This is a genomic window from Vulcanisaeta distributa JCM 11216 (assembly GCF_001315985.1).
Taxonomy (GTDB): domain Archaea; phylum Thermoproteota; class Thermoprotei; order Thermoproteales; family Thermocladiaceae; genus Vulcanisaeta; species Vulcanisaeta distributa_E.
The window spans coordinates 34,982-46,022 of the sequence record NZ_BBBI01000017.1 but is presented as its reverse complement, the minus strand read 5'-3'; the positions used below and the strand labels follow the sequence as shown (position 1 = coordinate 46,022).

General features: G+C 40.6%; 21 protein-coding genes and 1 pseudogene. 13 read left to right on the top strand and 9 right to left on the bottom strand.

Annotation, left to right across the window (positions count from 1 at the left end):
* The first annotated feature begins 184 nt into the window (after nt 1–184).
* Nucleotides 185–844: a PRC-barrel domain-containing protein gene (locus JCM11216_RS11620; protein ID WP_054854291.1), complete on the top strand. Its 660-nt coding sequence runs from the start codon at nt 185–187 to the stop codon at nt 842–844.
* A gap of 14 nt (nt 845–858) precedes the next feature.
* Here the strand turns inward: JCM11216_RS11620 and JCM11216_RS11615 are convergent, their stop codons facing one another.
* From JCM11216_RS11615 to JCM11216_RS11600, 5 genes and pseudogenes are all read right to left on the bottom strand, one after another.
* Nucleotides 859–1,071 (bottom strand): hypothetical protein, encoded by a 213-nt coding sequence (locus JCM11216_RS11615; protein WP_054854290.1) that lies wholly within the window; start codon nt 1,069–1,071, stop codon nt 859–861.
* 55 nt (nt 1,072–1,126) lie between these two features.
* A pseudogene (locus JCM11216_RS11610) lies at nt 1,127–1,776 on the bottom strand (RimK family alpha-L-glutamate ligase).
* 5 nt (nt 1,777–1,781) lie between these two features.
* Nucleotides 1,782–2,024 (bottom strand): hypothetical protein, encoded by a 243-nt coding sequence (locus tag JCM11216_RS19500; protein WP_243676186.1) that lies wholly within the window; start codon nt 2,022–2,024, stop codon nt 1,782–1,784.
* 236 nt (nt 2,025–2,260) lie between these two features.
* On the bottom strand, nt 2,261–2,641 hold the full coding sequence (locus JCM11216_RS11605; RefSeq protein ID WP_243676185.1) for a hypothetical protein: 381 nt from the start codon (nt 2,639–2,641) through the stop codon (nt 2,261–2,263).
* Between the two features lie 58 nt (nt 2,642–2,699).
* Complete coding sequence (locus JCM11216_RS11600) at nt 2,700–2,891, bottom strand: hypothetical protein (RefSeq protein WP_054854289.1); 192 nt, start codon at nt 2,889–2,891, stop codon at nt 2,700–2,702.
* A 134-nt stretch (nt 2,892–3,025) separates the two neighbouring features.
* On the opposite strand from JCM11216_RS11600, the gene JCM11216_RS11595 reads away from it, so the two are divergent.
* From JCM11216_RS11595 to JCM11216_RS11580, 4 genes are all read left to right on the top strand, one after another.
* Nucleotides 3,026–3,244: a hypothetical protein gene (locus JCM11216_RS11595; protein WP_054854288.1), complete on the top strand. Its 219-nt coding sequence runs from the start codon at nt 3,026–3,028 to the stop codon at nt 3,242–3,244.
* A gap of 35 nt (nt 3,245–3,279) precedes the next feature.
* Entirely contained in the window at nt 3,280–3,717 is a 438-nt protein-coding gene (locus JCM11216_RS11590) for a hypothetical protein (protein ID WP_243676184.1), read from the top strand.
* Nucleotides 3,718–3,762: 45 nt separating this feature from the next.
* The gene (locus JCM11216_RS11585) at nt 3,763–4,497 is read left to right on the top strand and encodes a hypothetical protein (protein ID WP_054854286.1); all 735 of its coding nucleotides are present in this window, start codon (nt 3,763–3,765) and stop codon (nt 4,495–4,497) included.
* Nucleotides 4,498–4,632: 135 nt separating this feature from the next.
* A complete protein-coding gene (locus JCM11216_RS11580) occupies nt 4,633–5,388 on the top strand; it encodes a carbohydrate kinase family protein (RefSeq protein ID WP_054854285.1) in 756 nt (251 codons plus the stop codon).
* 55 nt (nt 5,389–5,443) lie between these two features.
* Here the strand turns inward: JCM11216_RS11580 and JCM11216_RS11575 are convergent, their stop codons facing one another.
* Nucleotides 5,444–5,839 (bottom strand): MarR family transcriptional regulator, encoded by a 396-nt coding sequence (locus tag JCM11216_RS11575; RefSeq protein ID WP_054854284.1) that lies wholly within the window; start codon nt 5,837–5,839, stop codon nt 5,444–5,446.
* Nucleotides 5,840–6,046: 207 nt separating this feature from the next.
* Entirely contained in the window at nt 6,047–6,643 is a 597-nt protein-coding gene (locus JCM11216_RS11570) for a hypothetical protein (protein WP_243676183.1), read from the bottom strand.
* Between the two features lie 53 nt (nt 6,644–6,696).
* Here JCM11216_RS11570 and JCM11216_RS19495 point away from each other — a divergent pair, with 53 nt between their 5' ends.
* The 5 genes from JCM11216_RS19495 (at nt 6,697) to JCM11216_RS11560 (ending at nt 8,175) form a co-directional block, all read left to right on the top strand.
* Nucleotides 6,697–6,819 (top strand): aminopeptidase P family N-terminal domain-containing protein, encoded by a 123-nt coding sequence (locus JCM11216_RS19495; RefSeq protein WP_243676182.1) that lies wholly within the window; start codon nt 6,697–6,699, stop codon nt 6,817–6,819.
* Entirely contained in the window at nt 6,819–7,262 is a 444-nt protein-coding gene (locus JCM11216_RS19490; protein ID WP_243676181.1) for a hypothetical protein, read from the top strand. The genes JCM11216_RS19495 and JCM11216_RS19490 overlap by 1 nt, the downstream gene beginning before the upstream one ends.
* A complete protein-coding gene (locus tag JCM11216_RS19485) occupies nt 7,244–7,378 on the top strand; it encodes a M24 family metallopeptidase (protein ID WP_243676190.1) in 135 nt (44 codons plus the stop codon). Before JCM11216_RS19490 ends, JCM11216_RS19485 begins: the two co-directional genes overlap by 19 nt.
* A 44-nt stretch (nt 7,379–7,422) precedes the next feature.
* Nucleotides 7,423–7,788: a M24 family metallopeptidase gene (locus tag JCM11216_RS19480; protein ID WP_243676180.1), complete on the top strand. Its 366-nt coding sequence runs from the start codon at nt 7,423–7,425 to the stop codon at nt 7,786–7,788.
* Between the two features lie 108 nt (nt 7,789–7,896).
* A complete protein-coding gene (locus JCM11216_RS11560; protein ID WP_243676179.1) occupies nt 7,897–8,175 on the top strand; it encodes a hypothetical protein in 279 nt (92 codons plus the stop codon).
* Here JCM11216_RS11560 and JCM11216_RS19475 read toward each other — a convergent pair.
* Nucleotides 8,128–9,018 carry a hypothetical protein gene (locus JCM11216_RS19475; RefSeq protein WP_243676178.1) on the bottom strand — a complete coding sequence of 297 codons (891 nt, stop codon included), beginning with the start codon at nt 9,016–9,018 and terminating at the stop codon, nt 8,128–8,130. The two genes, JCM11216_RS11560 and JCM11216_RS19475, sit on opposite strands and share 48 nt — an antisense overlap.
* A gap of 49 nt (nt 9,019–9,067) precedes the next feature.
* A complete protein-coding gene (locus JCM11216_RS19470; RefSeq protein ID WP_243676177.1) occupies nt 9,068–9,835 on the bottom strand; it encodes an HD domain-containing protein in 768 nt (255 codons plus the stop codon).
* 54 nt (nt 9,836–9,889) lie between these two features.
* Between JCM11216_RS19470 and JCM11216_RS19465 the strand changes: the two genes are divergently transcribed.
* The 3 genes from JCM11216_RS19465 to JCM11216_RS19455 are packed head-to-tail and all read left to right on the top strand — an operon-like array spanning nt 9,890 to nt 11,032.
* Entirely contained in the window at nt 9,890–10,156 is a 267-nt protein-coding gene (locus tag JCM11216_RS19465) for a hypothetical protein (RefSeq protein WP_243676176.1), read from the top strand.
* A 2-nt stretch (nt 10,157–10,158) separates the two neighbouring features.
* Nucleotides 10,159–10,689, top strand: a complete 531-nt coding sequence (locus JCM11216_RS19460; protein ID WP_243676175.1) for a hypothetical protein — start codon at nt 10,159–10,161, stop codon at nt 10,687–10,689.
* A 19-nt stretch (nt 10,690–10,708) separates the two neighbouring features.
* Complete coding sequence (locus JCM11216_RS19455; RefSeq protein WP_243676174.1) at nt 10,709–11,032, top strand: hypothetical protein; 324 nt, start codon at nt 10,709–10,711, stop codon at nt 11,030–11,032.
* Nucleotides 11,033–11,041 lie beyond the last annotated feature (9 nt).

Genomic DNA, 11,041 nt, shown 5'->3' with positions numbered 1-11,041 from the left:
GAAATGAAAAACAAAAACAAGGATTTATACTTAGAATTAATATTAATTTAAGTCTCTGCAAAATGTACGTTTACTATTACTCATTAAATGGCTTTACTAGGTCAAGGCTAGCTGTAATACCTATTCGAATACGCGTATTTTACCAAATAATACATATTTATATTGATGCTTGATCACCCTAGCGATGGTATTTAAATTCTTCAGTTCAGCGAAATCAGCAGAGAAGAGGTTTAGGAGATATGTTGGTAAACCCGTCGTTACTAATGATGGTAAAGTAATTGGCACCGTCATAAGTATAAAATTGAGTAAGAGTGATTTAAGGCCGGTCTCTATAACTGTTAGGTTAGGTGATGGGAGTACCAGGGAGTTTAATGTTAATGATGTCAATGCAATATTCACAGCAGATAAGGTAGTTTTTCAGAAATTTGGTGATGAGTATTCAAGCCTCGTTAATATGTATAGGAACGAGGTAAATAGTATTAGGGAAAGACTTAGGGATATCATGGATAAACTAAACAAACTCAGCGACTTGCTCCTTCAGGGTGGTATTAAGGAGGACTTGTATAGGGATATTAGGGAGAGACTTGAGAAGGAGAGGGTTAAGTGGATTAGGCAGTGTAATGATAAGATTGGCGCAATAAATGATACACTCTCTGAGATTGATAGGAAGATTAGTAACGCGGAGAGAAGGAAGAGCGAGTTAATGATTAAGCAAGTGGTTGGTGATTTAGGAGATGATGAGAGAAATGAATTGGCAGGACTTGATGAGTTGCTTAACCAGTTAAGGAAGGTTAGGTCCGAATTACTCTCCTTAAGAATGGAATTAGAAAAAGAATGCTATTAAAGGCATCTTAACCTTCATAGTGACTTATACTTAAACGATAGTGCTTTCTCGAATGGCACGAACTCATTTGTATCATCATCATAGTAACCAAGCACCGTATGTTCAGTATTTCTTCTACACCTTTCACAGTAAATGTATAATTTACTGCCTAGGTTCGTTAGATCATAACCCACGTTAAATACCGACTCGATACCGCATCTATCACACTTAATCAACCACCTGGTCATAACCTAAGAACCCTAGCTTAAACTCTGGAAAATAAATCTTATGCGAAGTATAAACCTAAGTCTTTAATCTCCTCATCATGGAAAGCACGAGAGCCTTTGCTGGGTTTTTACCCGTGACCGCTGTTAACTCAGCCCAATCCGGTGATCCATTTACCTCAAATATTACGTATCCATCCCTACCCTCACCAATATCAACACCACCATAGACCAGGTCAAGGGCCTCCACAGACTTCACGGCTAACTCCATCACCGTCTTATCAACATTAATGCAGGGCTTACCGATGGCTCCCTGGGCAACGTTAGTTTTCCATTGACCATTGGGGGGGCAACCCTAATCATACAACCAAAGACCTCCCCCCCATCAATTACCATAACCCTAATATCACGGTTAGGCTTCTCTATGTACTTCTGTAGGTATATTGGCTTCTTAAATGTGAGCAGTGTCCTCATTACTTGAAACGCTATATCTGCATCGCTAATTTTCACGGCGCCATAACCCCTTGATCCCTGCAGCGGTTTAATTACCACGTCCCTCATGCTCTTAGCCATCTCGTACGCGTACAGTATATCCTCAGTGCCTATTGTATCAGGTACAGGTAAGCCCTTGCTCTTCAGTATCACCGTTGTCTCAAGCTTATTCCTAGTCCTCAGTAGCCCATCTAATGGATTGATAACCACGGTACCGCTCTCCTCAATTAACCTCATGGTTATCATCCTCCTGAATAAGGTCTCAACGTCAATGAGAACCCCGAGACTTCTAAGGAAGACTCCATCAACCTTAAACGGCTATCCCTAATAACCGTGAGAGGACCATCCTTATCAACCTTAACTGATATTCGTGAAATAGGCACATACATTGCATTTAGACCTGAATCCCTAGCATAGATTATTAAGTCCCTGCTTGGCCTGTCTGGTATTGGCGAATCGCCTATTATAACGACTGAATTGGGCATACACCGTGCCCAACCTAAATTAATTTATAAGTCTTATAGCGTAGAAACATGTACGTAACATTTTACTAATTTTTACTTAACCTAAACTGGAGGTGATGGAGGTGGTGGGGGGGGTGGAGGGGGGGGTTGGCGCCTTCTCATTCTACGTGGTGAGTACTTCCTCCTTATTTCATTAATCATTGTGAGGGCTAGGAAAGTAAGTATTAATGAAATCAATAGAAGTACTATCGATATTACTAACGAGAATGTGCCGGGGGGAGTAACGGCCCTATCATACCGGCAAGGCCGACGTACGATTGGTAAATGACGTATATACCGATTACTGATACCAACGCTATTAAAATTAGGACTAGGCTTATCGTGATTATTGAGGGCAGCCCAAGAAACTCTCTCCTGTTTAAGCTCGCCCTGGCCATGTATACTATGAAACCTCCAACTATAGCCATTATTGATGATGCGGCCGTAAGTCCAGTAACAGCGTTCAATCCGGGAAATGTAAGTATTTGGAAGTATTTCACTGCTATTGCTGATGGTAAGTCGATTGACAGGAAATTAACCGCTATTATGATCATGATTACTGAAAGCAATGATGCTATTACCGATATGAACATGAACATTGAAGACCTTTCAATAAGCCTTTGTACATCATTTGAATACATAACCCAAGCACCCAAGTCACTGTAGATATATGTACTGTCTTATCCTAACCTTGCAGTTGGGGGGGCATGTTAACGATCTCTCAATTAACTTAACCTTATGCCTACTATCCTCCCTAACCCACTCACCATCAACAACCATAACAGACCCACAACTTGGGCATTTATTAACGTAAGGATTCAAGCTGTAATACGGTATTGACGATAACATACCCCCCTAATGTCCCTTTGTGGGATCATTTAGATCGTATAACCAATAAGTAACTAATTAATAAATGTTTAAGAATAAATAGGGCCAATAGGGCAACGAAGCATTAAAATACTTATTAAAGCCCTCATGAAATAATGAGTAATGATTTAAAGTTACCTGAAATACCCGCTGAGTTAAGGCCTGTACTGGAGATTGTTCATGAAGGTAATGCACCTCACATAAGGTGTAAGTACAGGGGGGGCAAGGATGGTAAGGAGTGCGGAGCCTTATTCTTTAGTTTAAGTGACGCAGTAAGGCACTTGGCAACGCATGATAGCAAATATAGGAGATTTTTGATTAACATTAACACGTAATACATTTAAATCCTAGTACCTCTACATAGGGAAACATGACTATGACAAGGCAGGTATCATTAAGTGAATTATTAAGCATCGTCAACAATGTAGAGAACTTTGAGGTTGTTGATTATCAGGGTGATTCAATAGTGGTTGATGAGGTTAAGGGAATTGTTAAGATAAGGGATGAGGAGACGAAGAAGGAGCTTAGTGAGTTACGTAAGAGGAGCCCAAGGGGTAAGCCAACGCCTAAGCAAATATCAACAACGGCTGAGGCTGTTAAGAAGCTTGCTGAGAACAAGGTTAAGTTTAAGGTGGTCTTTGGACCCAAGGAGGTTATTATTAGGTTTGACCTTGATCATTACATTAGGCTTAGTGATAAGGATGTTAGGGTGATAGGGTTCTCAAGTAGGAATGAGGGCGTCTTAGGTTTGGTGGCAGACATTCTCGAGAAGTACGGACCACTCATTTTCCTTAAGAAGGTTAAATAATACTGTTGAATTTTGAGTTTTAGGCTATTAAATGCGTGGTGATTAATGGCTGTGCTACCTAAGTTTTTAATAATGAGGAAACATCCAATATTACCGCTTAGATTAAACAATGATATGCTCTGCATTATACATAGGGATAATTATATTGACTTCATTACACCATGTAATGAATCCGGTAACTACATAATGCTGATTCCCTATCAAGGCTCTTACATAGAGACCAAGCCCGTTGAGCCCATTGTTTGGAGCAACCTATCAAGTATTGAAGTTTATGCACTACTAAGGGGGGGCGAGTTAGCGCTCTATGAGTTGAGTATTAGGGATGGTAAGGCGTCATACATAAGGTATCGCGTTAACGAGGAATTTCTCAGGGGTGTTAGTTTTCATGGAAATGCCTCGAACGAGTTATTAAGTGTTGTTGATGCTATACTGAGGAATTACATAAAGTCTAGTTTCATGATTTACACGGCTTACTTAAGGCTCATTACAAATGGCAATGTTAAGTTCCCTGGGTATAGGGAGTATATTAGGGGTAGGGTTAGGATATATAGTAATGATGGCTTAATAATAGTTAGGGAGAATAGTGGTGATGAGGCCAGAGTATCGTTAGTATCTACAATAGAGGGCATTGGCAATTTCACAAACGTCATAATGTCATTAATACGATCCTCAAGGGTCATAAATGAGACTAGGTTTGGTAGGATAGGGCACTCCATTAAGATGTTACTTGATGTCTTCATCCCTAATAATTTATTAACTGCTGTTAAAAACGGTGTGTAATGCTCGGAGTGATAGGCCACGCATCCATTGATATAATAAGGAGGGGGTTCATCGATTAGGAAATCACCTGGTGGTGCGCCAACGTATTGCTCATTTTACCTGAGTCAATTAGGTATTAACTTATTACCTATTACATTGGTTGGTAAGGACTTTAATGAATACCTGGTTGATTATAAAGAAAGGGGGGGTATAATTACTGATAGAGTTAAGGTACTGAATAGTTGCAATAGCACATCATATGAGATAACTTATTACGATAATACAAGAAAACTAAGGTTATTACATAAATGCAGCGATTTCTCCAGGGATGATCTACACGATCTACCTGATACTGTTGTCGTAAACCCAATAGCTAGGGAAATCGACCTAGATACCCTTCAATATATAAAGGAGGGAGTTGAATTCGTGGGTGTTGATTTACAGGGGGGGTTTACCAGGGTATTCGATGAGCATAATTATGTGAGTTCAAGTATTAGCATTAAAGACGTCATAAAGATAATCGAGCATGCAGACGTAATTAAAGCCAGTATAGATGATGTACCCATGGATGGGTTCAATACCATAGCTGATAAGTATCCAAATAAGGTTATCGTAATCACCATGGGTGCTGATGGGTCGGTATTACTGCATAATGGCCATAAACTTCGTATCTCAGCAAATGGTATTGTTAGCGTTAGGGACCCCCCCACAGGGGGGGCGGGTGATGTAATGACCTGCGCATTAACGTACATGCTCAGTAGGGGGGGTGAGGACCTTGAGTGGTCATTCATTTTCTCAAATGCCGCCGCAATCGCTAAGACGATGGGTGAGGGACCTTATGGGGGGGTCATAGGTAATGACATAATAAGTGACATCGCTAATAGGCTATTCTCGCGACTTATCAAGACCTGATTTACTGATTATGTCACCTACGTAGTCGATATCCGTTACCTGAACATAACTAAACCTACCAACTTCTAACGGTTACTAGCCCCCCCTTATCATGTAATCTCCTGATAATCCTGGAAACGGTACTCTTAGGAAGCCCTAACTCCCTGGCTATCTCTGCCTGGTACGCATCGCCACCCCCCCTGTTCAATAGGTATGATAGGACCCTCACTTCGTCCTCATTCACATTTATTGATTCACTGTAATTCACCATGTCTCCCTTATTCCTACTTATAGTATCAAACTCCAGTTGGCTGATCGTAGTGGAGGATTCACTGGTTTTGGTGTTTTCTAACTCCTTATCTATTGGCTTCTTTGATTCCTTAAATATTTGGTATATGAATGATGATAAGATTACAAATTGAATAAGGGCCACGGAAACTATTAAGTAATAATTATTCGTTATTAATACCATACAAGTCACTAAAGACAACGTGCTTATTTATAAATTAAACTAGTTCCTTGAATAAAACATACAGACGGTAAGTCATATCTAAGCAATCCTAAGAACAGGATTTTTCTACGTCATTTATCATTTCATCTATTTTTGAGGCTATTAGGGTTAGTATTCCAAGGCTTGGAAATTCACCGATCAAGTGGGCTACGCCAAGGTCCTCATAAACTATTTGGGCATTAAACCCCCCTTATTGACTAGGGAATCAACTATGCACTTTAATGTCGTTATCGCCCTAATTAATACATCAACCTTCACTCTACCTAACTCGAGCTGACGGTGCTCAAGCTCCACAGTCACCCTAATAATGCCGACCTTAGTGTCATAAACCTTAAACATACTTGCTGATTCCTCGCTTAAATCAAGTATCCAATTCCTTGATACCAATTCATAGTTTATTTCAGACCTTAATAAGGGGGGGTTATTGGAGTAACTCAATAATTCGATTAGCAGTGTAACCAGTGAGTCAACGTAGGTACTCACAGCGTGTAGATCATCATATAACTCAGCCTCTGGGCTTGGGTATAGCATTACGATGTTATTATCCTGGACGTAATCTATGGTAAACTTAAAATGAGGCGTTAATATCGTGAGTAGGGATACCTCAATCTCATTCATAGGCTTTATTGATATGAACCTCAACTTGTACTTATTAATGGCCTTGTCGTACACGACCCTCGTCTCAATGGTCTTCCCAAATACTGAGTACCTATTCACATACGTAGTCATCAACACATCCTCAGACTCCGCGCTCCAGCTAATCATTAATATTGAATAAAGAGAAGTAATTTAAAAATGTATTAGCTTTCATCAATATCGTGGGTTTAATCAAGGATCGTGTAAAGAAAGTGCTAGGTCTATTTGATGAGTTGAGTCTCGATTTAATTATTATTGTGAATGACCCAAACCTTCAGTACTTTACAGGTATTGACAGCGGCTAATGTTTATTATCAATAGGTCAATGGACGCGACATTAATAGTTCCAAGACTTGATTTTCAGAGAGTTCAGGAGCTAGTTAATGGGGAGGTAACACTCATTGGCTACTCAACCATTGAGATACCGCAAAGAATACAAGGTGAGAGATTATTTGTGTCTAAGGGCCTTGGTGATTATCTGCTTAAGGAGGTTGGTCTTAAACCCAACAATATTGTTGGTATCGATAACCCAGACTCACCAGTGGCTAAGGAACTTAATTCCATTGGCGTTAAGATTGTGAGTATCAACGATTACATATTAAGGATAAGGGAGGTTAAGGATGACTATGAGATTAGGTTTATTGAGGAGGCTACACGAATAACCGAGGAAGCTCTCGATAATGTACTGAAGAATGGACTGGAGGTAGAAGGGAGAGGGACGTGGCTGCAATGCTGTACCAGGGAATGATAAGCAGGGGGGGCGCTGAAGACGTGGCGTTTAGGCCTATTGTTGCCTCCGGACCAAATGGTGCGTATCCGCATCATGCATTTACTGATAGGGTGATAAGGAGGGGGGTGAATTAGTGACTATAGACGTAGGTGCTCGATATCACCTTTATTGCACAGATATGACTAGAACGGTTGCGGTGGGGGGGCCGGTAAACGACAAATTAAAGGATATGGCCGTAGCCGTGCTTGAGGCTTTTAGGAAGGCCTCTAGCTCCGTTAGACCTGGCATTAAGGCTAAGGAGATAGATTTAATTGCGAGAAGTGTTCTTTCGGAGTACGGCTTTGACTCATACTACATACATAGCACTGGCCATGGCGTTGGTATTGAGGTTCACGAGAGACCAGCCATAGGTCCTTCCAACGATGAAGAACTGAAACCTTACGAAGTAATAACCGTCGAGCCAGGGGGGGTATATATCAAGGGTATTGGCGGTGTCAGGATCGAGGACACGATATTAATTACCGAAGTAGCTCAAGGCCCATAAGTAAGTATCCTGTGGATTTATTCTAGTTGCAAATCAAAAGTTTTGGTCTGCACAGAAGTAATGTTTTAATCATTAGCTTAATAAGTGGGTTATCATTCATTGATATTGATGATGACTCGAGAGATTCCAAACCCATTAATTCTTAAGTTAATGGTTATTAAGGAGCTTCATAAACTAGGTGATATAAGCATTAATGAATTCCCTGAGTTTATATCCAAAATAACTCAACACCTAAACAATATGGGTCACTCAATAAATCTCGATGATGTGATTTACCTGCTCGATGTTATAAAGATCAGTAATGGTAGGGTATCGTTAAGTAGTGAGGGCCTTCATTACCTACGGGCTATTGAAATACTTACTAATAATGTTACCGAAACTCCTTAACGCATCATGCATAGCCTTTATAACCAAAACCCTAAGGTGATTTAGGACTATACTTATGTCAATACCTTGACAAGCGCTGCTCAGCCTTTCAGTATCTACAAATACGAATACGTGCGGCGATCTTTTCCAAGCATCCGTCACGGATGCGGCTAATGGGGGGGATATATCATTAATACTGACCAAGGTGTTTCCATGAATTATGTTAAGCCTTGCCTCAGGTTCAAATGTCCTAAATCCTATTATTACCAAGGACTCAAGATCACCATCAGTTAAGTTTACCAAGCATTCAAGTGGTGATTCATTAATGTCTCTCCTTAATTCCTCATAGAATACCTGGAGTACTTTATCCTTAATCTCAACCTTACTTAGTAGGTATGGGAATATGTCATTTATTAATGCAAGTTCAATACCCTGCTTATTAATGATATTTATGAAGTCGAAGTCCCTTTTCCATAGCGCCTTAAATGTCGTACTTCTCGTTATCAATGGGTCTAAGTACTTGGATATACCACGTATCTTACTAATGAGGTACTGTCTATTTCTCATTAGAATAGATAATAAGTAGTCATCTATCACGTACATGATGTCATAACCCTTTAAGTAGCCGATTGAGAAACGGTATAGCTGGCATAGGTAATTCCTAATATCATCATTGAGCTCGTCGTAATGCCTTAATAATTCATTCAATAAGTTCCTGGCCAATGTATTAAATAAAACAACCTTATGATGCAGGTATACCAACTTGTAAATGTTGAAGCGTGTAATTATGAAGCCCTCCAGGTTGGCCCTGGCCTTCTCGTCAAAAGCCAGTAAATAATCCCTACCGCTCTTAACAACTTTCATGTTATCAAGAATCCTTTCAACATCACTAATACTGATTATGGAGCCAATACTAGCCCCCCGTTAGGTAGGAGTCCCTAAGTACATACTCGATCCTGTCAGCATCAAGATCTCCCGTTATTAAACCTCTCAGAATATTGAGTGGTCTTGATTCATCGCTAAGAGACCTAAGGAACGCATCATCTTCGTAACCAATAACTTCTACGTATTGCGGTAATACATCCGCGATCTTACCTATTATGTCACCATGTAATAACGCCTTTATTATACGCAAGTCAATGTTCGGCATCGTCTCCTTAAGTACATGCTTAAACTCATCATTATTCGTGAGTATGAAGTAGGTTATTAACTCATGCTCCTTAAAGGGCCCCTTAAAGACCTTACCCAGCATTTCCTCGTTGATACTACTGCTACAATTCCTTATCAATGGGTCAATACCCTGACCAAGAACGCCCTCAAATACGTGGGAAAAGGGTAAATGACCTAGGTCATGCAGTAGTGCGGCTATTCTCATGTGCATTATCAAATCATCCTCGGTGTCAAGGCCCATAGACTTACCAAGGCTAATTAGCAGTTCCTTAACATCGCTAGACCTTAGCATTTTCTCGAGCATTAAAGTCACTATTTGAAGCGTACCTAGTGAATGCTCAAATCTGCTATGGTGCGCTGATGGGTAAACCATGAACGTTAAGCCAAGTTGATGTATATATCGTAGCCTTTGCACATACCTGCAGGAATCAATAAACCTAGCCTCCTCATTAGTTAGCCTAATCCAACCAAGCGTTGGATCCGCAATAACCTTGGTATAGTTAAGTGTCATTTAAATCAAGGAACTAAAATATTAATTTTAATTTCTCCATCCAGGTTAGTTGAAATGAGCAAAAGTGATGCCGTAATAATTGGCGCAGGACCCAGTGGACTTTACCTAGCCCGTGAATTGAGCAAGGTTATGAACATAACGATTTTTGAGGAGGATAAAATGCTCGGTGTACCACCCCCCCATTGCACAGGTCTTGTTAATATTAACTCACTGGAGACGCTCGGTATATCGCCTCCTATTGTAAGTACTTACCGATACATAAGGATAACGGACTTGGGCGGTAATAGCATAACTTTCGACTTCAGGAGGGGGGGGCCATAGCAATGCTTGACAGACCAGGTCTTGAGCATTACCTCGCTGATGAGCTGGGTAGTGCCACGTTATTGCTAGGTGAAAGGGTTATTGAGTTAGGTAATGGGGGGGTTATTAGAACTAAATCGCGGGAGGAGGCATTTAACTTGGCCGTGATTGCCGAGGGCGCCGGCCTAACATTGACGAGGAATGTTATTCCATGGAACCCAAACTATGTTTATGGTGTACAAACCGATACGAAGTCATTTGCAGAAAGTAAGTTAATGCCAAGGAGTGATGATGAGATTGTGGTTATTTTTGATAGGAAATTGCTTGAGCACTACTTCGCCTGGATTGTCCCGAAGGGTTCCCACGAGTTTAGGATTGGTTTAGCTGATGAAGCAAACGTATGGGCTAAATTCACTGAGCTACTAAAGGTTATCAATGCTGAGCACTTAAAGCCATTTGGAGGCAAGATTGTGATTGGCGGATCTCCAGATCATGTTGTTGCGGGTAATGTAGCAGTTATAGGTGATGCTGGGGGGGCTTCGTTAAGCCAATGACTGGGGGGGTGGGATAATAATGGGAATGCTAAGCGCAAGATTGCTTGCCGATAGCATGATCAATGCCTTAAGGGAGGGACTCTCTATAAGTGATTCATTGGTTATTTATGATACTGTATTTAGGAGGTATGTCAGGGAGAGGATAAAAGCACTAAGCTCGGCGTCGTATATTCTACATATGATGATGAATAAGAGCTTAGGTGAAGTATTGCAATCAATGAGTGGAACGAGGGTTGATGTTGAGGATTACGATAACCACATTGATGCGATATTAAAAGCTGCATTGAGAAGGCCTTGGTCGTTTATTAGGCGGTTTTCGCCGTTATTAATGAATTATCGTTAATCGAACCAA